Genomic DNA, 21,913 nt, shown 5'->3' on the forward strand with positions numbered 1-21,913 from the left:
ATCCCGCGCATGGGCTGCGCCCGCTTCAGCAAGCGTTGGAATGTCGGGCCGGCGGCATTGATGGTCGAGGTCCGCTCCAATGCTCTCCACGCGCCGGTTACAGGACCAACCTAGATCGACGCGGCCCGATATTCCCCGCATCACGAAGACATCGGTACTGGCAAGACGGGCACGTCGAGGACGCAAGCAATGCGGCCTCCCTGAATCGGTGTCGTGACTTGAGTTCAAGACGCGCTCGGTTTCATAAAGCCTCGCTTTGCTAAGCGCCCGTCGGATCTGCTTGAAGATGATCCGGCAAAAGCTCTTCCGGAACGTTTTGGTAACTCACCGGACGCAACCAGCGATCAATGGCCAGGGTCCCCACCGACGTTGACCGGCTGTCGGTCGAGGCGGGGTATGGCCCGCCGTGCATCATCGCAGATCCAAGTTCCACGCCTGTCGGGAACCCGTTGCACAGGATGCGCCCCGCACGTTCCGTCAACACAGGCAAAAGCGCCTGTGCGCGCGCCCCATCTTTCGGCATATCGAGCTGGAGGGTCGCGGTGAGTTGACCCTCAAGGCCTTCGGCGATTGCGTCCATTTCTTCAACTGTCTCGCAGACAACCAGGATCCCGGCCGCGCCAAAGACCTCATGATGCAGATCCGGCGTTCCAAGCCAGGTCGGGGCATCCGTCTTGAACACCATGGGCTGGCCATTGCGCTGAGCCACTGCATCACGGCCTTTGGCCAGCACCGGGATCTTGCCCTTCAGCTCTTCTACCGCGCCCGAATAGGTCTCGCAGATCCGGTCGGTCAGCATCTTTTGCGGCGCGGCCTCAGCCATGGCCTCTATGACAGCGGCTTCAAGCGCATCCATCCCGGCGCTTTTGACGCCGATGAGAACACCGGGATTGGTACAGAATTGTCCCGCCCCCATGGTCAGGGAGCCAACCCACGCCGCCCCGATCTCGGCCCCTCGTGTCTCCAGCGCTTTGGGCAGGCAGAAGACGGGATTGATGGAGCCCAACTCTCCGTAGAACGGGATTGGCTGGGCTCGTGCGGCACACAGATCAAAGAGTGCACGCCCTGCGCCAAGCGATCCGGTAAACCCGACGGCGGTGATCTCCGGGTGCTGAACCAGCCCCGCCCCTGCTGCCGGTGCGGCGCCGTTTATCATCTGAAAGGTCGCCTGCGGAAGGCCACATCGCGTGACCGCCTTTGCAATCGCCCGAGCGACAAGCTCCGCCGTCGCGGGATGCGCGGGGTGCCCCTTGACGATCACCGGGCAACCGGCCGCCAACGCAGAGGCCGTGTCGCCACCCGCCGTGGAAAAGGCGAGCGGAAAGTTGGAAGCCCCGAAAACGGCCACGGGACCGAGCGGAATTCGGGTCAGTCTTAGATCCGGGCGCGGCAGGGGCTGACGGTCTGGCAACGCCGGATCGTGACGGATATCGGGATAGCCGTCCGACCGAATGAGCGCTGCAAACAGTCGAAGTTGACCGGTTGTCCGACCGCGCTCACCCACCAGGCGCGCTTGGGGAAGGCCGCTTTCGGCCATCGCGGCCTCGATGATCCGATCACCGAGCGCGTCGATCTCTTCGGCGATGGTATCAAGGAAATCCGCGCGCAAGGAGGGCGATGTTGCGCTGTAGGCGCGGAACGCGGCCCGTGCGGCCTGCGCGGCAAGATCAATCTGATCCTCGCTGATCTGATGGACCGAAGGCAGGGGGCTGTCCGGCGCATCCAACTGCGTCTCTGATCCGACCCACGCACCGTCGATCAGGTGCTGTCCTGTAAGCATCATGGAATGTCCTATTCTGAAACGGGAGCGAGCCGCTTGACCCGGTGAGTTGTCGCCAGACGCACCAGCAGATCGAACGCACTGCGGGTGGCGCCGACATTGGCTATTCCCTGCCCGGCAATATCGAATGCGGTTCCATGGGCTGGCGTGGTGACAGGAACAGGCAGGCCACCGGCAACGGTCACGCCGCGGTCAAACCCCATCAGTTTTATCGCGATCTGCCCTTGATCGTGATACATCGTCACGACGGCATCGACCTCACCGGCCTTGGCTTTCAGGAACACCGTATCGGACGGCCACGGGCCGGTCACATGCATCTGGCGATCTTGGTATTCGGTCACGACCGGCCCTATAACGTCGATCTCCTCGCGCCCGAATTTGCCGTTGTCCCCGGCATGCGGGTTCAGCGCCGCGACCGCGACATGCGGCCGCGACTTGCCGGATTGGACCAGCGTGTCATGCGCAAGCCCGATGGCCCGACGGATGCCCTCGGCCGAGATGTTCTCGGCTACCTCCCGCAGCCCGATGTGAGAGGTCACACGGGTTGTCATCAGCTCATCCAGTACGTTGATTTCGCTGTGATACCCCTCGAACCCCAGATACCGCGCCATATACCGATGCTCGTCCTCCGCGTTCAGCCCCGCAGCGGTCAAGGCCGCCTTGTTGAAGGGGCCAAAGAGCACACCGTCCACCTCTCCAGCCATCGCCAGGTCAAGGGCCTTGTCGAGCGTGCGCAGCGCGCTGGCCCCGCTTTCGGTGGTGACCTTGGCGATCTTGACGTCCTCTGGCGCAATCGTGTCCATCTCAAGATGCTTGACGCCGGAGAAGCCAGGGACCTCGTCACCCGCTAGAGGATCCAGGGCCAGTTCAACCCCCGCCTGCCCGGCCCCTTGCCGCCAGAGATGACCGTCGCCGACCAGAAGGATGTCGGCGGCCTGCCGCACCGCGTCCTCCGCCAGAAGGCGGGCCAGCAATTCCGGTCCGATCCCGGACGGGTCGCCGGGGATGACAGCAAGCCTTGGTTTGGTCATGTCACTCTCCTTGGGCCCTCGCAGCCCGTTCACGCATCGCCTCAGCAATGTTGCTCTCGGCGGTTTTCAGATGCTGTTTCAACGCTTTGGACGTCGCGACCGCGTCTCGGGCAAGAAGTGCCTTGACGATCAAGGCATGCTCGTGCCGGGTGCTATCGCGGCTCACACGGCGCTGGGACGACATGAAACGCGCCCGCCAGAGCCGGGCATTGTAACGCTCATGGGTCTCGATCAGCGCCGCATTGCCCGAGGCGCGGACAATTGCGACATGAAAATCCATGTCGCGGTTGAACGAGGCCACTTTGTCGCCATCCGCGTCCGAGAGGATCGCCTGGTTCAAACGGTCGACCTCATGCAGTTGCGCATCGGTCGCCTTTTGGCAGGCAAGCTCCCCGGCCAAGGCCTCCAGCGCGCCCTGAACACGCAGATAGTCGCAGATTTCATCAAGTGATGGATCGGCCACGAACGGCCTGCGCGACGCGGTGTATTGGACCAGGCCATCATTGGCCAAAAGCTTGATCGCCTCGCGCATGGGTGTGCGGCTGACGCCCAGGGCTTCGGCCAGATCGCGCTCGGGCAACGCGGTGCCGGGCGGGAGTTTCTCCAGCAGGATCATCTCCCGGATGGTCTGTGCTGCATCTTCGGCGAGGCTGAGCGAACGTGTCACACCGCCGATTTCGGATAAAGTTGTTTTTAGGTCTGCCATAACGGACATCTTAGTGTCCCCAGGTCAGAGCGACAGGATCAAGTGGGCGCACAAGCTCCAGAAGTTGCGCGTGGGTGTCGGGATGCAACGGCGCGATGGGGTGACGGCAATACGCACTGCCGATGACCCCGCCTTCGACCATGACGGCCTTGGCCGACCGAAAGCCGCATTGGCGGTTTTCGAAATTCACCGCGGGCAGGATACGGGCATAGGCGGCTTGCGCCGCGCTGCGATCCCCTGCCGCGTGATGAGTGATCACCGGCTTGATCTGGTCGGGGATCATGGCTGACGTCATTGCGCCGGTAGCACCGGCATCAAGATCAGCCATCAGCGTAATCGCCTCTTCCCCGTCAAACGGGCCCTCGATCGCATCACCGCCCTGCGCCACCAGCGCCCGCAGCTTCGCGGCCGCTTGCGGGCATTCGATCTTGAAAAGCTTCACCATCTCGATCTCGCGCGCCATCCGCACCAGCAGCGGCACGGGCAGCTCGACACCCGAGAGAGGCGCGTCCTGCACCATGATCGGCAGGCCCACCTCACCCACACGGGCGAATTGCTCAAAGGTCTGTTCCGCCGTGCCCCGCATCAGTGCGCCGTGATAGGGCGGCATCATCATCACCATCGCGGCACCATGCGCCTTGGCATGGGCCGCGCGGTCCACTGCGATCTGAGTGGCGAAATGGCTGATCGTCACGATCACCGGCACGCGGCCTGCCACATGGGCCAGGCTCCGCTCGGTCAGCAGGCGCCGTTCCTCATCGGTGATCAGGAATTGTTCCGAGAAATTCGCCAGAATGCAGATGCCATCTGAACCCTGATCGATCATGCAATCGAGCACCCGGTCCATGCCGTCGTAATCGACAGTCCCGTCGTCATTGAACGGTGTCGGCGCAACGGGCCAGATACCAGAGTAAACCGCCATTCCTTACTCTTCGATCTCGAAATCGCTCAGGTGTCGATCCGACAGGGTGAGGCCAAGGCCCGGCACATCATCGGCCAATTGCAAAAAGCCGTTCTCCGCCGCCGGATCGCCATCGAACACGTAGTAGAAAAGCTCATTGCCCACTTCGACATCGAAGACCGGAAAGTATTCCGAGATCGGGCAATTCACGTTCGACATGGTCAGGTGATAATTGTGCATCTGCCCGGCATGGGGGATGACCGGCACCTGATAGGCCTCGGCCAGGGCGTTGATCTTCTGCGCCGCGGTGATGCCGCCGACGCGGTTGGTGTCGTATTGGATGACGCTGACGGCTTTCATATCCATGAGCTGCCGGAAGCCCATCAGGCTAAACTCATGCTCCCCGCCCGAGATCGGGATCGGGCCGCGGTTCAATTCGGCATAGCCATGCATATCGTCGGCTATGACCGGCTCTTCCAGCCAGCGCGGCTCGAACCTCTCCAGCTTGGGCAGCATCCGGCGCGTGTAGTCGAGGTTCCAGCCCATATAACATTCCAGCATCAGATCGACGTCATAGCCGATCACCTCGCGCACGGCCTCCACGCGTTTGATGTTCGCGCGCATGCCTTTCATGCCGTCCTTGGGGCCCCAGCCAAAGCGCATCTTGTAGCCCTGATAGCCGTTCTTCTGGGCCTCTGCCGCTTCGGCCTGCATCGCCTCGACAGGGCCGGAGTAAAGCTTGGAGTAGTAGACCGGGATCGCCTTCTTGGTCCGTCCCCCAAGGAGCTTGAAAACAGGCTTGCCAGCCAGCTTGCCCATCAGGTCCCAGATCGCGATATCCACCGCCGAGATCGCCGTCATGCCCACGCCCTTGCGGCCCCAGGCATGGGTCTTGCGGTACATCTTCTCCCACAGATAGGCATAGTCGAACGGGTCCTCCCCGATCACCATCGGCGCGAGATATTGGTCGATGGTGGCCTTCACCAGCCCCGGTGCCAGCGCCGCGTTGCCCAGGCCAACCGTGCCGTCCTCGGCCTCCACCTCGCAGGTGAGCCACTGGTGGAAGCGGAAGCTACCCATGGCATCGCCGCGCTCGTAGAGGGCATCGCTCGCATTGGTGCAGAAGTTACCCTGCGGCGGAACCGTCTTGCCGGTCCAGGTCCAGACCTTTGCGCGCACGGATTTGATCTTGGTCATCAGGTCATTCTCCCATCGACTTGAGAGGATCGCGCTGTTTAAAGAACCGCTGCCACAGGGCCGGCCCGAAAAGCGCAAGGAAGGTCAAAGCGAAAAACACAAGGCAAAGCGGACGCGTCAGCATCAGCCACCATTGATCGTCCAGCATGATCAGCGACTGGCCCAACCGCTTCTCCAGCATTCCGCCCAGGATCAGGCCGATCGCGAGCGGCACGACAGAATAGCCAAAGCGGCGCATGAAATAGCCCAGGAAGCCGGCGCCGATGGCGATCCAGACATCAAGGAACGATTGGTCCAGCGCATACGCTCCCACGATAGAAAACGTGAAGACAATCGGCCAAAGGATCTGGATGGGCACAAAAGTGATGCGGGCAAAGATCTTGGCACCGAAGAGCCCGACGAAGATGAAGAGGACATTCACGAACAGCATCGCCCAGAAGATCGCAAAGGCGAACTCCGCCTGCTCGGTGAACATGGTGGGGCCGGGTTGAAGCCCGTGGATCATGAGCCCGGCCAGGATCACCGCCGCTGTCGGGCTGCCCGGAATACCCAGCGCGAGTGTGGGCACCATGGCACCGCCGGTCGCGGAATTGTTCGCGGCCTCGGACCCGGCGATACCTTCGATGGCACCCTTGCCGAATTCCTCGGGCGTCTTCGACCAGCGCCGCGCCTCATTGTAACCGATCATCGACGCGACCGTGGCCCCTTCGGCCGGCAGGATCCCGATAAAGGTTCCGATGCCGGAGGAGCGCAGAATGGTTTTCCAGACCCGCCTGTAATCCGCCCGGCTGGGCAGCTTGATCGCCTTCATCATCACTTCTCGCCGCTCGACCGTCAGCCGGTCGGCCTGCACCAGCAACTCAGAGATGCCGAAGAGGCCGATCATCACTGGCACGAAACCGATGCCTTCTGTCAGTTCGGACATGCCAAAGGTAAAGCGTTCCACCGTGGTCAGAAGGTCCTTGCCGACGGTGGCGGCCAGAACGCCCAGCGCGCCCGCGATCAGGTTTTTGACAGGTGATCCATCGCCAATCGTTGCCAGCATGGAAAGGCCGAAAACCGTAAGTGCGAAGTATTCCGGCGGCGCGAAGTTATATGCCGCACGCGCCATCAGAGGCGCCGCTGCCATCAGGCAAACGACCGAGATGATGCCTCCGATCGTTGAGGAGACCGTCGCCATCCCCAAGGCCCGTCCGGCCTCTCCCCGCTGGGCCAGCGGATAGCCGTCCAGACAGGTCGTGGCGCTTGCCGACGTGCCCGGCGTGTTGATCAGGATCGCGGTGATCGCCCCGGCAAAGGTGGCCGCGCAATAGATCGTCGTCAGGATCGCGATGGCCGGGATGGGATCCATCGTGATGGTGAACGGCAACAAAAGGGCTGCCCCGGTCGTGGCATTCAACCCCGGTAGCGCCCCGATGATCACACCACCCAGGGTGGCTGCGAAAATCAGAACCAGAAGTTGGGGATCGGTGATGGCGGTCAGGCCTGCGAGAAAAGCATCCATCGGATTACCGGTACCAAAGATTGGTCAGCAGGCCGCGTGGGAACCGGACCTCAAAGACCTGATCGAACAGGAAAAAGACAAGCGTCGGCGCGACGACAGCGACCAGCGCCAGCGCCCATATGCGCCGCTCCCCCCAGACCAGCGCAAGGCAGAGGCCGAAGGCCGCCAAGCCCAGAAACAGGTCGATCGGCGCCAACACGGCAAAGATCGCAAAGAGGCCCATGGTCTTCCAAAGGCTCGCAGACATCTTCGCCGTGCGCATTTCGGGATCGGCCGGATCGGGCTGGGGGCCACGCCAAGCCTGAAGCAAAAGCAGCAAACACAGACCGATGATCAGCAGTAAGACCAGTTGCGGAAAGTCCGAAGGTTGCATGCCACGCAAAAGGATCGGCGGCACGCGGTCGAACTGCGTGGTTTGCCAATAAGCGATCCCGCAGAACAGGATCAGCCCGATCGGAACCGCAACTCTGGTCATCTCTGGTGTCTCCCCCTCACCGCTGTCGGGTGCGGGCCGGCCTGAGCCGCCCGCCCCTCTCGCGTTGCCGCTTACTGAATGAAGCCCAAATCGCGCAGAGCCGCATCCATATCACCCATCATCGAGGTGATCTGATCGCCCCAGACATCAGAGCCGGCAACGGACGTCGCATCGAGCCCGGCAGAATCGAGAAACGCCTGATAAACCGGATGTCCCATCGCCTCCAACAAGGCCTCCTCAAGCTGCGCGGCCACTGCGTCAGGTGTATCGACATGCACCACAAAGCCGCGCACGGTGGAGAAGTTTGCGTCAATGCCCAGCTCTGCCGCCGTCGAAACATCCGGCAGTGCGGCCATCCGTTCCGGTGCCATGACCACGATGGGGCAGACTTCCCCCGCGTCGATTTGCGATCCGGCTTCAGCCAAGTTCAAGACAGCCACGTCAACCGCCCCAGCAATCAATTGGGTGGCCAGTTCGCCGCCCCCTTCAAAGGGCAGGATCTGTGGCGTGGCCAGATTGCCGTTTCGCGCGAACATAAAGGCAGAGACATCGTCGATCCCGCCAAGATGCGTGGTTCCGTAGGTCAGTCCTTCGTCCTTCTGGGCTTCGACGAACGCCTGGGCGCTCTCGTAAACACCGCACCGCACCATCAGGATCTGCGGATCGTCCGTGGCGCGCGCGATGGGCCGGATGTCCGCAAGCTCCATCTCGGTGTTGCCCAGCGCCATCGTGGCGGCGTGGCCAATCGTATAGGTCAGGATGCTATGTCCGTCCGGATCAAGGGTGAGGTAGTAGTCCATCGCGGTGGCCCCACCACCGCCGCGCCGATTGACCACCACCATATCGGTATCGAGCGCGCGACGCGCGCGGATCATCATCATCCGCGTGGTGACGTCGGTTCCCCCTCCGTTACCGGCATGCGTGACGACTTCGATGGTGCGTGTTGGAAAATCCTCGGCGAACGCGGTTGATGCAGCAGCCCCGAACAGGGCAACGCCACAAGCAAAGGCGCGCAGATGCGCCGGGCTAAAGCAGGTCATGTCAATTCCTCCCATATGCGCGGATACTTCAGGTAAACGCATTTGTTATTTTGGTATACCAAAACTCCAATATGCCTATATCGCAATATCATGGGAGTCAACGCGCAACTGCGGAAAACGGCACAAACATCCTCACCACATTGGAAATATTCATTTTTCCCACGCGCGTTGCTGTCTTCAGTCAGCAGGAAGACCAGACTGGCCTTTCGGAAATTGCGACCAAACGCTCAAGTATCCCGGAAAACAGCGGGGGCTTTCACAAGATCAAAGTCGGCGCGTTTTTCGAATATTGGCGACATGATTTATCAGGGCTGAACGCCTGCCATTTGCCATGGGTGCTGCACCCGCGCACTTTCAAAAGGAGGCGCGGATGCAGCGGGCTTCAGGACGTCGGTGAGATGCGAAAAATGCCGCCCTCAAATTCGTCGTTAAGCACATAGAGCATGCCATCAGGACCTTGCCGCACGTCCCGCACGCGACCGATCTCTCCATCAAGCACATATTCGGTCCCGGCCACCTGTCCGTCATCGTTCAGCATGACACGGATCAGAGCAGATTGCAGAAGTGAGCCGGCGAACAGATCACCTTGCCAGAAGGCAAAATCGTCTCCTGTGTAAACTTCCAACCCCGACAAGGCGACCGTCGGTGAAACACCCCAGGTAAAGAGAGGCTCGACATAGTCGCCCGTGACGACAGCCCGGGGTGCGTCATCAATACCAAATGTCCGGTCCGGCCAACCGTAGTTGCCACCGCCTTGGATCTGGTTGATTTCATCACCGCCCAGCCCGCCATGATCGGTCGCCCAAACCTGTCCCGTGACCGGATGAATGGCCAGGCCTTGTGGATTTTTGAACCCATTGGCCACAATGGCATCGTGACCCGCCATCGCATTGGCACGTGCCTCACCGTCACGGCTTATACGAATGATGGAACCAATTGTGTTCGACGTATCCTGCGCCTGCTCCACAGCCATATGATCTCCGACCGTGATCAGAAGATGGCCCTCCTGATCGAAGCGGATGCGCGAACCAAACCCCTCGTCGCTTTCGACCCGCATCTCTGCCTCATGAATGATGGTGAGGTCGTGCAGCGCGTCGTCCACGAGACGCGCACGCGCGACTTGCAACCAGCGCTCGTCCCCCTCTTTCCTGGAAAAACTGAAAAAGATCGTCGAGTCAGCGGCGAAATCAGGGCTCACGGAGACATCGAAGAGGCCGTCGCGAAATTCGCTCACAATATCCGGCACATTTGCCCAGGGCTCTGACAAATGTCCCTCCGGGCTGACCAGTCTGATGCGTCCAGGCCTTTCGGTCACAATCTTCCGACCATCGGGAAGAAAATCCAGCCCCCAGGGATGCTCCAGACCAGCGGCAACCGGTGTCAGCAGAAATCCGTGCTGGGATGTCAGGATCTCGCGCTGAGACGTGTCAGCTGCCGCGGACGCAGCCCAAATTGGAAGAAGGCCGACTGCGGCAGCATGGAGATACGTTTTCATGATGGTCCTTTCCTGTTCCCAAAATGCGATGCTTTTCGCCAGGGCGCGGATGCACGCGCATGGCTATTGGGAAACACTCGGACCCGCGTGATTATTCGATCCCGTTACCCGGCAATCCGGACACCGACATCCGACAAGGCGCTCGCGAGCCAACCAGAACAGCTCTACGCCATTGATTTGATTATAATTCCATTTTCCGCAGACGATCGCCAGATCTGCCCTTCCGATGCATGGAAACACTTCAGGTCTAGATATTCGCCGATCAAGTCAAAAAGATCCAAGTCCTTCCAAAAGAGACAGCAAAAACCGCACCCCATCGGAAAGGAAGCTGGCAATCAACCAGATTTCGATCCAGAACTTTGCGCCAGACCGCTCTCGATTGTGTTAAGACGTAACCGATCCGTTGAACTTCTCAGACCGGACTGAAATGCAGACCTTAGACGAGGAAACCGCCATCGCTGTCGTCACCGGCCTCTTCCATCAATCTCCCCATATCGGGGATGGTGATGCGCCGCTTGCCTTCAAGATGAATGACCTGGTCTTTCTTCAGGGCAGAGATCTGGCGGCTGACCGTTTCAAGCGTCAGGCCAAGGTAATCGGCCATGGCTTCGCGCGTCAAAGGCAGATCAAGCGTGGCCTTGCTATATCCCGCGGTCATGTTCAGCGCAGCATCCCGACGCGCCACGATGCTGAGAAGGCTGGCGATCTTCTCCCGCGCCGTCTTTCGGCCAAGAACAAGCATCCACTCCCGCGCTGCATCAAGCTCATCGAGGGTCATTTCAAGGAGCCGCTGGGAGATGTGCGGCGTGCGTACCATCATATCCTCAAATGGCTTCTTGCGAAAACAGCACATCAACAGGTCGGTCGTTGCCTGCACGTTATAGGCCGCGCCCTCCCGGCCCGGACGGCCGACAAAATCCGAAGGCAGCAAGAGCCCCACCATCTGCGTGCGGCCGTCTTCCATCGTCTGGGTCAGCGTGGCTACGCCAGACACCACCGACCCCACGAAATCCATGCGGTCGCCCGACCAGATCACGGTCTGCCCCGCCTCGAAGCTTCTGTAATACTTGATGTCTTCCAGATGGGCGAGTTCATCGGTCTCACACCTCGCACACACGGCGCGGTGACGGATCGGACAGTCAGAGCAGTCCTGGGTTACCTTTTGTCCTTGGGCTTGCATATGGTCTTCCGGGGGGTTGATCTGTATCAAGGCGTTCGCGCGGCTGACAGGTGTAGCGTAAGTTCATGGTGACAAAATCTCAATTGGCGAAGCTGGGATTATTTGACGCGCGGGTGCCGCGCTATACGAGCTATCCCACGGCCCCCCACTTCTCGAAAGCCATCGGCGGAGCGGTCTTTGCCGACTGGCTGGAACGCATCCCAGAGCGCTCAAACGTCTCATTTTATATACATGTTCCGTTTTGCAGGCGGTTGTGCTGGTTCTGTGCCTGCCGGACACAAGGGACCCAAAGCGACGCTCCGGTTGCGGCTTATGTCGAAACGCTCAAGTCAGAGCTTGCGCTTTTGTCCACCCATCTTCCGGCCGGCGTCAAGATCTCGCGGCTGCATTGGGGCGGCGGCACACCAACGCTGCTCAAGGCCGGAATGATCCGGGATCTCGCGGGCGCGGTGGCAGATGTGGCACCGTTTGCCGACGAATACGACTTCTCGGTCGAGATCGACCCGAACGAGATCGACACCGCAAGGCTAGAGGCGCTGGCAGAGGCTGGCATGACCCGTGCCTCGATCGGGGTGCAGGATTTCGATCCGATGATCCAGGAGACGATCGGTCGTCTGCAAAGCTATGATGTGACACGGGACGTGGCGGACATGATCCGCGGCTGCGGCATTCACAGCCTGAACACCGATATTCTCTACGGACTGCCGCATCAGACAAAGGCCCGGATGACCGAAAGCGTGCAAAAGCTCGTATCGCTGAACCCCGACCGGGTGGCGCTTTACGGGTATGCGCATGTGCCCTGGATGGCGCGGCGGCAGGCCATGATCCCATCAGATGCCCTGCCCACGCCCGAAGAGCGCCTGGCACTCTTCGACACGGCCCGGCGGCTGTTTCTGTGGGACGGCTATGACGAGATCGGCATCGACCATTTCGCCCGGCCCGAGGATTCGATGGCGAGGGTCCAGAAGGCGGGCCAGCTCCGGCGCAACTTCCAGGGCTATACCGACGATCCCTGCGACGTGCTGATCGGGCTGGGCGCGTCGTCGATCTCGCGCTTTCCGCAAGGCTATGTGCAGAACGCGGCGGCCACCTCGGTCCATACGGCCTATATCCGGCGCGGTGAGTTCTCCAGCGAACGCGGCCATGTCTTTGCCGGCGACGATCTGCTGCGCGGACGCATGATCGAGGCGTTGATGTGCGACTTCCGCATCGACACCGACGAGATGATGAGCCGCTTCGACGTGCCACGCAGGGCGGTGGACCAGATCCTCGACGATGCGGATCAGGCCTTTGCCGGGCTTCTCAGCCGGACCAAGGACGGCCTTTTCGTTCCGCATGAGGCGCGGCCCCTGACCCGGATGATCGCGCGGCAGCTTGACGCTTACGCGCTCAGCAAAGCCGGACACAGTTCCGCCGTATAAGGCCCATCCGCCCGCCAAAGGCGCCAGCGCGGCCCGGGACGGGCCGCCATGATCGTGTGCGCGCCGCAGGCGCGCCCCGTTTGGTCAGAGCCTACTGGGCGGCCATCAGCAGCGCACGGGTATAGTCGGTACCCGGGGTCTCGAACAAAGCCTCCGAGCCTCCGATTTCCACCACATCGCCCTGTTTCATGACAATCACCTGGTGCGACATGGCCCGCACCACCTTCAAATCGTGACTGATAAACAGATAGGCCAGCCCGTATTTCCGCTGCAGGTTGCGCAAAAGCTCCACAATCTGGACCTGAACCGTCATATCCAGCGCCGAGGTCGGCTCGTCCAGCACCAGCAGCTTGGGCCGCAGAACCATCGCGCGGGCAATGGCGATGCGTTGCCGTTGCCCGCCGGAAAACTCATGCGGATAGCGATCCATCGTGGCGGGGTCGAGGCCCACCTCGCCCATGATCTCCGCCACCAGTTCGCGCGGCCGGCGCGCCGGGTCGACCTTATGGATGGCGAGCCCTTCTGAGATGATCTGGGCACAGGTCATGCGCGGACTGAGAGAGCCGAACGGGTCCTGAAAGACGATCTGCATGTCCTTCCTGAGCCGCCGCAACTGCCGGGTGGACCATTTGCGGATATCCTCGCCCAGAAACGCGATCCGGCCTTCGGAGGCGATCAGCCGCATGATGGCAAGCGCCAGGGTGGTCTTGCCCGATCCGCTTTCGCCGACAATACCCACCGTCTCCCCTGCCCTGACGGTCAGCGTGGCGTCGTTGACGGCTTTCACGTAGCCCACGGTGGTTTTCAAAAGCCCCTTCTGGATCGGGAACCAGATCCGCAGGTTTTGCGTCTCGGCAATCACCGGCGCATCGTTTGGCACCGGATCCGGCACGCCGCTGGGCTCTGCCGCCAGCAGCTTTTTGGTGTAGTCGTGTTGCGGAGTGCCGAAGATCTCGGCGGTGGGCCCGGTCTCGACGATCTCGCCATCCTTCATCACGCAGACCCGGTCGGCGATGCGGCGCACGATGCCCAGATCGTGGGTGATGAAGAGAAGGCCCATCCGCTCGGTCTCTTTCAGATCCGCCAGAAGATCGAGGATCTGGGACTGGATCGTCACATCCAGCGCAGTCGTGGGCTCGTCCGCAATCAGGATGTCGGGCTTGTTGGCCAGCGCCATGGCGATCATCACGCGCTGCCGCTGCCCGCCAGACAGCTCATGCGGGTAGGCCGAAAGCCGGGTCTCGGCATCCCGGATGCCCACCTTGTTGAGCAGATCGAGGATCCGCTCCCGCGCGGCATCCTCCACAAGGCCCTGATGCAGGGCAATCGACTCGCGCAATTGTTTTTCAATCGTATGCAGCGGGTTGAGCGAGGTCATCGGCTCCTGAAAGATGAAGCTGATGTCGTTGCCCCGCACCTGCCGCAACGTGCGTTCGGGCGCGCCGATCAGTTCGGCGCCGTCATAGGTGACGGAGCCTTCGACCTCTGCGCTGTCGCCCAGAAGCGACACGGTGGAGAGCGCCGAGACCGATTTGCCGGAGCCGCTTTCGCCCACCAGAGCCACGGTCTCACCCCGGTCGACGGTAAAGCTGACGCCGCGTACGGCCTGACTGACCTGTCCGTCCTGGCGGAACGACACGCGAAGGTCGGTGACCTTGAGAAGTTCGGTCATGAGAAGGTCTTTCGCGGGTCAAAGGCGTCGCGGATGCCTTCGAAGATGAAGACGAGAAGCGACAGCATGATGGCGAAGGTGAAGAACGCAGTGAAGGCCAGCCAGGGCGCCTGCAGGTTCTCCTTGGCCTGAAGCGTCAGCTCACCCAGAGAGGGCGCGGAAGACGGCAGGCCGAAGCCGAGGAAGTCGAGCACGGCAAGCGTGCTGATCGTACCGGTCACGATGAAAGGCAGCATCGTCAGCGTGGCCACCATCGCGTTGGGCAGCATGTGGCGGAACATGATCGTCATGTTGCCCACGCCGAGTGCCTTGGCGGCCCGGACATATTCGAGGTTTCGGGCGCGCAGGAATTCGGCACGCACCACGCCGACCAGAGCGGTCCATGAAAACAGAACGAGCAGCCCCACAAGGAGCCAGAAACTTCGTCCAAGGATCGCGAACATGATGATGATGATGTAAAGTGACGGCGTGGCGTTCCAGATCTCGATGATCCGCTGGAAGACCAGGTCGAGCCAGCCCCCGAAAAAGCCCTGAATGGCCCCGGCGAAGATGCCGACGATGGTGGCAGCACCCGTCACCATCAGCGTGAAGAGCACCGACAGGCGGAAGCCGTGGATCACACGCGCCAGCACGTCGCGTTTGGTGTCGTCGGTGCCCAGCCAGTTCTGACCGTTGGGCGGCAGGGGGGCTGCACCGGGGCGGTCGACGGGCGTGTCGAAGGAATAGGGGATCAGCGGCCAGATCATCCAGCCACGGGTGATCTCCTCGCCCTCGACAATGCCGTCCTGGGCGTCTTCGAGATAACCTTCGGGATCGTCGAAGCAGAGATCGAGCCCACCGGTCGCGATCAGGCAGCGCACCTCGGGGTCGCGGTAGACGGCCTCGGTCTGGAAATCGCCACCGAAGGCGGTTTCGGGATAGAAGTTCCAGATCGGCGTGAAGAATTCGTTCTGGTAGCGGATCAGGATGGGTTTGTCGTAGGCCAGAAATTCGGCAAACAGGGTAAGCCCAAACAGCACGGAAAAGATCCAGAGCGACCAGTAGGCCCGCTTGTTGCGCTTGAAATTGCGCCAGCGACGCTGGTTGAGGGGGGACAAAGCCATCTAGCCCTCCCGCTTTTCGAAGTCGATGCGGGGATCGACAAGGACATACATCAGGTCCGACAGGATCCCCACGACGAGACCGATCAGCCCGAAGATAAACAGCGTTCCGAACACGATGGGATAGTCCCGCGCGACAGCGGCCTCGAAAGCCAGACGACCAAGCCCGTCGAGCGAAAAGATCGTCTCGATGATCAGCGAGCCGGTAAAGAACACACCGATAAAGACCGCCGGAAAACCCGCGATGACGATCAGCATGCCGTTGCGAAAGACATGGCCGTAAAGCACGCGACGTTCTGTCAGGCCCTTCGCACGGGCGGTCATCACGTATTGCTTTTTGATCTCGTCGAGAAAGCTGTTCTTGGTCAGCAGCGTCAGCGTGGCAAAGGCCCCGATGGTCGAGGCGATCACGGGCAGGGTGATGTGCCAGAAATAGTCGGCGATCTTGGCGCCGACACTGAGGTCCTGCCAATTGTCGGAGACAAGTCCGCGAAGGGGGAAGATCTGGAAATAGGAGCCCCCAGCAAACAGAACCAGAAGCAGGATCGCAAAGAGAAAGCCGGGGATCGCATAGCCCAGAATGATAGCGCCAGACGTCCAGGTATCGAAGGAGGTCCCGTCGCGGACCGCCTTGCGGATGCCCAGAGGGATCGAGATGAGATAGGCGATCAGCGTGGACCAGAGGCCGAGTGATATGGACACCGGCATCTTTTCCAGAACAAGGTCGATCACGCTGATCGATCGGAAATAGCTCTCGCCGAAATCGAGCCGCATATAGTTCCAGAGCATATTCAGGAAACGCTCGACCGGCGGCTTGTCAAAGCCGAATTCCCGCTCAAGCTGCTCGATGAATTCCGGCGGCAGGCCGCGGGCACCGATGTACTGGTCATTGGACGCCCCGAAATCCTCGGCCCCTGCATCGTTCTCGCCCCCGGCAAAGCCGCCGAAGACATCGCCCTGCCCCTGGGCCCGCGCAATCGCCTGTTCCACAGGCCCACCGGGCACGAATTGGGTCAGCGTGAAATTCACCAGCATGATCCCCAGCAGCGTCGGAATGACGAGCAGGAGCCGCCGCAGAATATAGGCGCCCATTGGGTCCTACCTCAGCGCGCCTGCGGTGCGCAGCGCTTCGGCCCGTTCGGCGTCGTACCACCAGAAATCAAGCTGGCCCAGCGCATAGGCCGGCAGAGGGTCGGGATAGCTGTACTGGTCATAATACGCGACCCAATAGCTGTCATTGTACCAGACCGGGATCATGAAAAACTCATACCGCAGCGCCCGGTCGAGAGCCTGCAACGCGGCCTGCTCTTGCTCAAGCGTTTCCGCAAAAAGCGCGCGTTCAATGATCGCATCGACAAGTGGACTTGCCAAACCGGCGGGATTGAAGAGCGAAAACTCCGCCTCTTCTGATCCGAAGCGCTGTTCAAGACCGGCCCCTGCCCCCAGGAAAGCAGCATATTGGTCATAGACCAGATCATAGTCGCGATCCCGCTCGCGCAACGTGTATTGGGCCGCGTCCACCTTTTCGAGCGTGGCCTGAATGCCCATTGCGCGAACATTATTCATGAAGTTTTCCATGACGGCGCTCAGCGTGCCCTCGGCCGCGCTGTTGAAGAGGAATGTCACGCGCAAAGGCGTGCCCGCTTCGTTGCGGCGGATGCCGTCGGAGCCCACGGCCCAGCCGGCCTCGTCCAGAAGCCGCATGGCTTGCCGCAGGTTGCGCCGATCCGTCAAACGCGCCGGGTTCGAGGTATGGGGCACCAAGGCTGGTTCGGTCAGCATTTCCGGCGGGACGAGATCACCAAGGGATTGCAAAAGCTCCAGCTCCATCCCCTCTGGCGCGCCTTCGGCCATCAGAGGTGTGTCTTGCGTGAAAGACGCACGGTGAGAAAAGAGGCCGTATTGCAGGGACTCGTTCGTCCATTCAAAGTTGTAAGCCAAGGCGATGGCCTGGCGCACCCGCTTGTCCTGAAACTGCTCCCGCGCTAGGTTAAAGACAATACCCGTCGGGGTCGGCGGTGTGCCATCGGGGAGTTCCACCTTGGCAACCTGGCCGTTGCTCACCCGCGGGAAATTATAGCCGGTCGCCCATTTGCGCGAATCCCCTTCCGAACGGAACGTGTACTCTCCGGCCTTGAACGCCTCAAACGCGGCAGTGTCGTCGGCAAAGTATTCCACCCGGATTCGGTCGAAATTGTTGCGCCCCACATTGACCGGCAGATCGGCGCCCCAATAGTCAGGGTTGCGTTTATAGACGATGCGCCGGTTCACGTTGACCGTGTCGACCATGTAAGCGCCGGAGCCCGGCGAGGTCTCCAACCGACTTTCATCAAGGCGGGAGCCTGTCTCATCGTACCATTTTTTGGAAAAGACCGGCACGCCGCCCACCTGTTCGATCAGCGACCGGCGTGAGATACCTTCGGCGAAGTAAAATTTGATCGTATGATCATCGATCACCTCGGCGTTGGGTACCATGCGGCTGACACCTGCGGCGTAGGACGGCAATCCCTGTTCGAGGAAGAGATTGTGACTGAAAAGCACGTCATGCGCCGTCACCGGCGTGCCATCGGAAAACCGTGCTTCGGGGCGCATGTGAAAGATCACCCAGTCGCGGCTGGGCGGGTATTCCAGACGTTCGGCCAAAAGTCCGTAATATTCGGCATAGACATCCGCGGGTGCCGGCGCGCCGATCCCTTCGGACAGAAGGCTTTCATACATGATATTGCTGAGGATCCCGCCCCGGCCCTTGCGGCTGTAAGGGTTCATGGAATCGAAGGTGCCCAAGCGCGCAAAGCTGATCTCTCCACCCTTGGGCGCATCCGGATTGACGTAGTTGAAATGCGTGAAATCTTCCGCGTATGTCAGATCACCGTAGAAAGAGTAGCCATGCGAGACGATCACATCGTCTTCGGCCCTTGCCATCGTCGCGGCGAGAAAGGCAACAGAGAGCCAGATCAATGCCAGTTTCAAAACGCTCTGGTGCGCTGTCCGCACCACCATCGCTCGGGCTTTGGTCATCCGGCTCATCCTCCTGTCGATTGTCGCATCATGCTTATAGTTGTTGCATTTAAGCTAAAGTGCCATTGCGCCAATATTCAAGTTGAGAATATGTGACCAAAGGGTGAAGACAGCGCACGCGATCGGCACCCAAGAAAAAAGCCGCTGCAAAATGCAGCGGCTTTTCGCATCTTTTCGCGTGTCCGTTAGCCGCCGATGCTGCCGAGATAGGCAATCAGGTTGGCACGGTCTTCGATATCGCGCATGCCGGAGTACCCCATCGACGTGCCCGGTGCATAGTTGCGCGGGCTTTCAAGGAAACCGCTAAGGTTTTCGGGGGTCCAGGCGCCGTCCATGCCGGCCAGAGTGTCTGAATATCCAAACCCGTCGACCGACGCCTTCTCACGACCGACGACACCGTAAAGGTGCGGGCCCGTTCCGTTGGCGCCGTCTTCCAGTTTGTGGCAGGCACTGCACTGACGGAACAGGCGTGCACCACGATCCGCCTCGGCCGAGGCCAGCAGCACCTCGAAATCGACCTCTTCGACTTCCTCGGCAACCTCTTCGGTGCCGGTTTCAATCACATAGGCCTGCTCGCCATGCCCTCCCACGTGGTAGAGTTCTTCGGCGGCCCACTGGCCCAGCAAAAACACCAAGAGCGCGCCGCATAGTCCACCAGCGACCTTGGTGAAAGTCATCGTATCTAGCATGAAAGGCTCGTTTATCTCGACTCGTTGCGCGGCTATGTATTGCTTCCCCTTGGTTGAGGCAAGGTATAGACACCGCGACCAAACGCCCGACTTCGGATAACAAGAACGAGAGACAGATGACGAACCGGATCGCATTCCAGGGAGAGCCTGGAGCCTACAGCCACGAGGCGTGCCGCAAAGCCCGTCCCGATATGGAGGCGCTCCCCTGCCGCACGTTCGAGGATGTGATCGAGGCGGTCCGGGCCGGCTCTGCGGATCTGGCCATGTTGCCCGTGGAAAATTCCACATACGGCCGCGTGGCGGACATTCATTCGATGCTTCCCCAATCCGGCCTGCATATCATTGAAGAGGCGTTCGTCCGGGTGCACATCAACCTTCTTGCCTTGCCCGGCACCAAGCTGGAAGTCATTGAACGCGCGATGAGCCACACCATGCTTCTTGGTCAGTGCCGGGCGTTCCTTGCCAAGCATGGAATTCACAGGGTGACCGGCGCGGATACCGCAGGGTCGGCGCGCCAGGTCGCCAACATGGCGGAACCGCAAACAGCCGCATTGGCCAGCGAACTGGCCGGGGAAATCTACGGCCTCGACGTGTTGGCCCATCATATAGAGGATCAGGGCAACAACACGACGCGCTTTCTGATCATGTCGCGTGAGGCCGATCTGTCACGCAGGGGGACACACGGCATGATGACCAGCTTCGTGTTTCAGGTGCGCAACATTCCTGCCGCGCTTTACAAGGCGATGGGTGGCTTTGCGACCAACGGGATCAACATGACCAAGCTGGAAAGCTACATGGTGGGCGGATCCTTCACCGCCACGCAGTTCTACGCCGACATCGAGGGGCACCCCGATGATCCACCGGTGCAGCGCGCGCTGGATGAGTTGGGTTACTTCACAACGAACGTTGAAATCCTTGGCGTCTACCCAGCCCATGCCGAACGGTACTGACGGGACCTCAACAAGCCCGGTGCCGCGGTTCGACTGACATGTGACGCAACAGTCCAAGCGCGACACATGCCTTCATGGGCGCAGGCAGAGCCTCACGCCGATCTTGCGTAACGGTCTTCCATATCCTTCGCATAGTCGGCGACACGCAACTTGAAGCGCTTGGTCAGGTTTGTCTTGGCCAGTTTGAGGGATTGGATCAGCAAGCGGGCCGGCAAGGTGCGGGGCTTCATCTCGAAACTGACGGAAAGACGCGTCCGGCGCGGCGACAACGCAACGAGTTCAAGCTCGCAATACCCCGAAAGCCCCGCGCTTTCCGTCTCAAACACCATTTCGTTGGGCTCGTCATATGTCACAAGCTCGATCTGGGCCTCACGTTCCTTGCCTCGCAGCTCGAACTTGGCATCCCATGTCATTCCCGCCTGCGGTTCCGGCTTGTCGACCACGCGATGCACTTCCGCGCCCCGTCGAATGGCCGAACGCTCAAAGGCTTCGAATTCCGAGAGCTGTGACCACACGTAGTCGACTGGGGCCTCAATGTCTTCCTTGCTTGTGAATTTCATGGACGCCTGCTTGGTGCTTTTGTTGTTCGGGAACTGTCGCGTTAATCAAGTGTATCTGCAAGCCAGTTCTGCAACAGAAAATGAGCGATTGCCCCCTTCCGCGCTGGTTTGAGCACGGGATGCTGGCCCGCAAAGGCCTCCATCATTTCATCGCGGCTGACCCACATCGCATCCTCGATTTCAACGGGGTCGATGGTGATTTCACGGTCCAGCGCCTCGCCCGCACACCCAAACATCAAAGATGACGGGAAGGGCCAGGGTTGACTTGCGAGATACCGCACCGCGCCGACCGGCACGCCAGCCTCCTCCAGGACCTCGCGGCGAACCGCAGCCTCAAGGGTCTCTCCGGGTTCGACAAAACCGGCAAGCAGCGAATACATCCCGTCCGGCCAACCAGGGGACCGCCCCATGAGAACGGAATGCCCGTGCGTGATCAGCATGATGACGACAGGGTCGGTGCGGGGAAAATGATGCGCTCCGCAATCTGGACATGTTCTTTGCCAACCGCCTTGGCTCATCTCGCTTGCAGCCCCGCACCGGGCGCAAAACCGGTGTGTCTGATGCCAGCCCAGGACAGCTTTGGCGGTCACGGCCAGTTCGGCATCGCGTGGCCCCAGATGGGTCATGATCCGGCGCAGCTCGGCAAACACGTAGTCGTCGGGCATGTCCGGATGACTTTGCAGGCTGGGGTCGAGAAAAAGGCCCAACGCTTCGGCATCAACGAATTCCGGTTCCCAGGCCGAAAAATCACGGGCAAAAATCGGAACGCCATCTTCCTCGATCCCCAAGAGGATCGGCGCGCCCGTCTCTCCGACATCCTTCAGGATCACCGGATGGTTCAGCGGCAAAACGGCAAGACGATCAGCTCTTTCGCCGAAAACCAGGGGTTTGCCGCGCCACAAAAGCACGCAGCCAGCCTGGGGATGCGCCAACAGCGACGCGAGCTCTTCGGGCTTGTTCCTGAGATCCGACGCACGGTTCAGTCCCGATCCCCCGAAGGTTACGGTTTCAGCATGTTTCAACGCTGTGCCCTCGTTCTGCGACCGGTCTATTCCGACCATGTCCGGTTTTGACATAGCCTTGCCATGGACCTGTCCGGCAGACAATCACAATTCGCTGATGCGAAGGCGCGTCACTCTTGATAAAATCGGATGCGCGATCCGGCCTGTGTTCAGATGCGTTTTCTGGACTTTC

The 21,913-nt window shown here is 60.6% G+C and carries 19 protein-coding genes; 2 read left to right on the plus strand and 17 right to left on the minus strand.

The window, feature by feature from the left end:
* Window positions 1–259: 259 nt before the first annotated feature.
* The 10 genes from CFI11_RS19890 to fnrL form a co-directional block, all read right to left on the minus strand.
* Entirely contained in the window at window positions 260–1,783 is a 1,524-nt protein-coding gene (locus CFI11_RS19890) for an aldehyde dehydrogenase (NADP(+)) (protein WP_371687451.1), read from the minus strand.
* 8 nt (window positions 1,784–1,791) lie between these two features.
* Window positions 1,792–2,811: a 4-hydroxythreonine-4-phosphate dehydrogenase PdxA gene (locus CFI11_RS19895; protein ID WP_130409097.1), complete on the minus strand. Its 1,020-nt coding sequence runs from the start codon at window positions 2,809–2,811 to the stop codon at window positions 1,792–1,794.
* A gap of 1 nt (window position 2,812) precedes the next feature.
* The gene (locus tag CFI11_RS19900) at window positions 2,813–3,526 is read right to left on the minus strand and encodes a GntR family transcriptional regulator (RefSeq protein ID WP_130409099.1); all 714 of its coding nucleotides are present in this window, start codon (window positions 3,524–3,526) and stop codon (window positions 2,813–2,815) included.
* A gap of 1 nt (window position 3,527) precedes the next feature.
* Window positions 3,528–4,439, minus strand: a complete 912-nt coding sequence (locus CFI11_RS19905; protein ID WP_130409101.1) for a dihydrodipicolinate synthase family protein — start codon at window positions 4,437–4,439, stop codon at window positions 3,528–3,530.
* Window positions 4,440–4,442: 3 nt separating this feature from the next.
* Window positions 4,443–5,615, minus strand: a complete 1,173-nt coding sequence (locus tag CFI11_RS19910; protein WP_130409103.1) for an L-rhamnonate dehydratase — start codon at window positions 5,613–5,615, stop codon at window positions 4,443–4,445.
* Between the two features lie 4 nt (window positions 5,616–5,619).
* On the minus strand, window positions 5,620–7,119 hold the full coding sequence (locus tag CFI11_RS19915) for a tripartite tricarboxylate transporter permease (RefSeq protein ID WP_130409105.1): 1,500 nt from the start codon (window positions 7,117–7,119) through the stop codon (window positions 5,620–5,622).
* A 4-nt stretch (window positions 7,120–7,123) separates the two neighbouring features.
* Window positions 7,124–7,594, minus strand: a complete 471-nt coding sequence (locus CFI11_RS19920; protein ID WP_130409107.1) for a tripartite tricarboxylate transporter TctB family protein — start codon at window positions 7,592–7,594, stop codon at window positions 7,124–7,126.
* A 71-nt stretch (window positions 7,595–7,665) separates the two neighbouring features.
* Entirely contained in the window at window positions 7,666–8,634 is a 969-nt protein-coding gene (locus CFI11_RS19925) for a tripartite tricarboxylate transporter substrate binding protein (RefSeq protein ID WP_130409109.1), read from the minus strand.
* A gap of 382 nt (window positions 8,635–9,016) precedes the next feature.
* Entirely contained in the window at window positions 9,017–10,129 is a 1,113-nt protein-coding gene (locus CFI11_RS19930) for a PQQ-dependent sugar dehydrogenase (RefSeq protein ID WP_130409111.1), read from the minus strand.
* Window positions 10,130–10,565: 436 nt separating this feature from the next.
* On the minus strand, window positions 10,566–11,309 hold the full coding sequence (gene fnrL, locus CFI11_RS19935) for a transcriptional regulator FnrL (RefSeq protein ID WP_130409113.1): 744 nt from the start codon (window positions 11,307–11,309) through the stop codon (window positions 10,566–10,568).
* Between the two features lie 65 nt (window positions 11,310–11,374).
* Here fnrL and hemN point away from each other — a divergent pair, with 65 nt between their 5' ends.
* Window positions 11,375–12,730 carry an oxygen-independent coproporphyrinogen III oxidase gene (gene hemN / locus CFI11_RS19940; protein ID WP_130409115.1) on the plus strand — a complete coding sequence of 452 codons (1,356 nt, stop codon included), beginning with the start codon at window positions 11,375–11,377 and terminating at the stop codon, window positions 12,728–12,730.
* Between the two features lie 91 nt (window positions 12,731–12,821).
* Here hemN and CFI11_RS19945 read toward each other — a convergent pair whose 3' ends face one another.
* The 5 genes from CFI11_RS19945 to CFI11_RS19965 form a co-directional block, all read right to left on the minus strand.
* On the minus strand, window positions 12,822–14,402 hold the full coding sequence (locus CFI11_RS19945) for an ABC transporter ATP-binding protein (RefSeq protein WP_130409117.1): 1,581 nt from the start codon (window positions 14,400–14,402) through the stop codon (window positions 12,822–12,824).
* Entirely contained in the window at window positions 14,399–15,505 is a 1,107-nt protein-coding gene (locus tag CFI11_RS19950) for an ABC transporter permease (RefSeq protein WP_130409119.1), read from the minus strand. The genes CFI11_RS19945 and CFI11_RS19950 overlap by 4 nt, the downstream gene beginning before the upstream one ends.
* On the minus strand, window positions 15,506–16,594 hold the full coding sequence (locus CFI11_RS19955; RefSeq protein WP_130409121.1) for a microcin C ABC transporter permease YejB: 1,089 nt from the start codon (window positions 16,592–16,594) through the stop codon (window positions 15,506–15,508).
* A 6-nt stretch (window positions 16,595–16,600) separates the two neighbouring features.
* On the minus strand, window positions 16,601–18,520 hold the full coding sequence (locus CFI11_RS19960; RefSeq protein WP_254448974.1) for an extracellular solute-binding protein: 1,920 nt from the start codon (window positions 18,518–18,520) through the stop codon (window positions 16,601–16,603).
* Between the two features lie 185 nt (window positions 18,521–18,705).
* Window positions 18,706–19,209, minus strand: coding sequence for a cytochrome c family protein (locus CFI11_RS19965; RefSeq protein ID WP_130409125.1), 504 nt, complete (start codon window positions 19,207–19,209; stop codon window positions 18,706–18,708).
* Between the two features lie 116 nt (window positions 19,210–19,325).
* Here CFI11_RS19965 and CFI11_RS19970 point away from each other — a divergent pair, with 116 nt between their 5' ends.
* On the plus strand, window positions 19,326–20,159 hold the full coding sequence (locus CFI11_RS19970; protein ID WP_130409127.1) for a prephenate dehydratase: 834 nt from the start codon (window positions 19,326–19,328) through the stop codon (window positions 20,157–20,159).
* A gap of 92 nt (window positions 20,160–20,251) precedes the next feature.
* Here CFI11_RS19970 and CFI11_RS19975 read toward each other — a convergent pair whose 3' ends face one another.
* Window positions 20,252–20,719 carry an SRPBCC family protein gene (locus tag CFI11_RS19975; protein WP_130409129.1) on the minus strand — a complete coding sequence of 156 codons (468 nt, stop codon included), beginning with the start codon at window positions 20,717–20,719 and terminating at the stop codon, window positions 20,252–20,254.
* 41 nt (window positions 20,720–20,760) lie between these two features.
* Complete coding sequence (nudC, locus tag CFI11_RS19980; protein WP_130410096.1) at window positions 20,761–21,741, minus strand: NAD(+) diphosphatase; 981 nt, start codon at window positions 21,739–21,741, stop codon at window positions 20,761–20,763.
* Window positions 21,742–21,913 lie beyond the last annotated feature (172 nt).

It is taken from the genome of Thalassococcus sp. S3 (assembly GCF_004216475.1).
Lineage (GTDB): Bacteria > Pseudomonadota > Alphaproteobacteria > Rhodobacterales > Rhodobacteraceae.

Coding starts and splice junctions, on each gene's coding strand:
- CFI11_RS19890 (WP_371687451.1), bottom strand. CDS start 1,783: ATGATGCTTACAGGACAGCACCTGATCGACGGTGCGTGGGTCGGATCA.
- CFI11_RS19895 (WP_130409097.1), bottom strand. CDS start 2,811: ATGACCAAACCAAGGCTTGCTGTCATCCCCGGCGACCCGTCCGGGATC.
- CFI11_RS19900 (WP_130409099.1), bottom strand. CDS start 3,526: ATGTCCGTTATGGCAGACCTAAAAACAACTTTATCCGAAATCGGCGGT.
- CFI11_RS19905 (WP_130409101.1), bottom strand. CDS start 4,439: ATGGCGGTTTACTCTGGTATCTGGCCCGTTGCGCCGACACCGTTCAAT.
- CFI11_RS19910 (WP_130409103.1), bottom strand. CDS start 5,615: ATGACCAAGATCAAATCCGTGCGCGCAAAGGTCTGGACCTGGACCGGC.
- CFI11_RS19915 (WP_130409105.1), bottom strand. CDS start 7,119: ATGGATGCTTTTCTCGCAGGCCTGACCGCCATCACCGATCCCCAACTT.
- CFI11_RS19920 (WP_130409107.1), bottom strand. CDS start 7,594: ATGACCAGAGTTGCGGTTCCGATCGGGCTGATCCTGTTCTGCGGGATC.
- CFI11_RS19925 (WP_130409109.1), bottom strand. CDS start 8,634: ATGACCTGCTTTAGCCCGGCGCATCTGCGCGCCTTTGCTTGTGGCGTT.
- CFI11_RS19930 (WP_130409111.1), bottom strand. CDS start 10,129: ATGAAAACGTATCTCCATGCTGCCGCAGTCGGCCTTCTTCCAATTTGG.
- fnrL (WP_130409113.1), bottom strand. CDS start 11,309: ATGCAAGCCCAAGGACAAAAGGTAACCCAGGACTGCTCTGACTGTCCG.
- hemN (WP_130409115.1), top strand. CDS start 11,375: ATGGTGACAAAATCTCAATTGGCGAAGCTGGGATTATTTGACGCGCGG.
- CFI11_RS19945 (WP_130409117.1), bottom strand. CDS start 14,402: ATGACCGAACTTCTCAAGGTCACCGACCTTCGCGTGTCGTTCCGCCAG.
- CFI11_RS19950 (WP_130409119.1), bottom strand. CDS start 15,505: ATGGCTTTGTCCCCCCTCAACCAGCGTCGCTGGCGCAATTTCAAGCGC.
- CFI11_RS19955 (WP_130409121.1), bottom strand. CDS start 16,594: ATGGGCGCCTATATTCTGCGGCGGCTCCTGCTCGTCATTCCGACGCTG.
- CFI11_RS19960 (WP_254448974.1), bottom strand. CDS start 18,520: ATGACCAAAGCCCGAGCGATGGTGGTGCGGACAGCGCACCAGAGCGTT.
- CFI11_RS19965 (WP_130409125.1), bottom strand. CDS start 19,209: ATGCTAGATACGATGACTTTCACCAAGGTCGCTGGTGGACTATGCGGC.
- CFI11_RS19970 (WP_130409127.1), top strand. CDS start 19,326: ATGACGAACCGGATCGCATTCCAGGGAGAGCCTGGAGCCTACAGCCAC.
- CFI11_RS19975 (WP_130409129.1), bottom strand. CDS start 20,719: ATGAAATTCACAAGCAAGGAAGACATTGAGGCCCCAGTCGACTACGTG.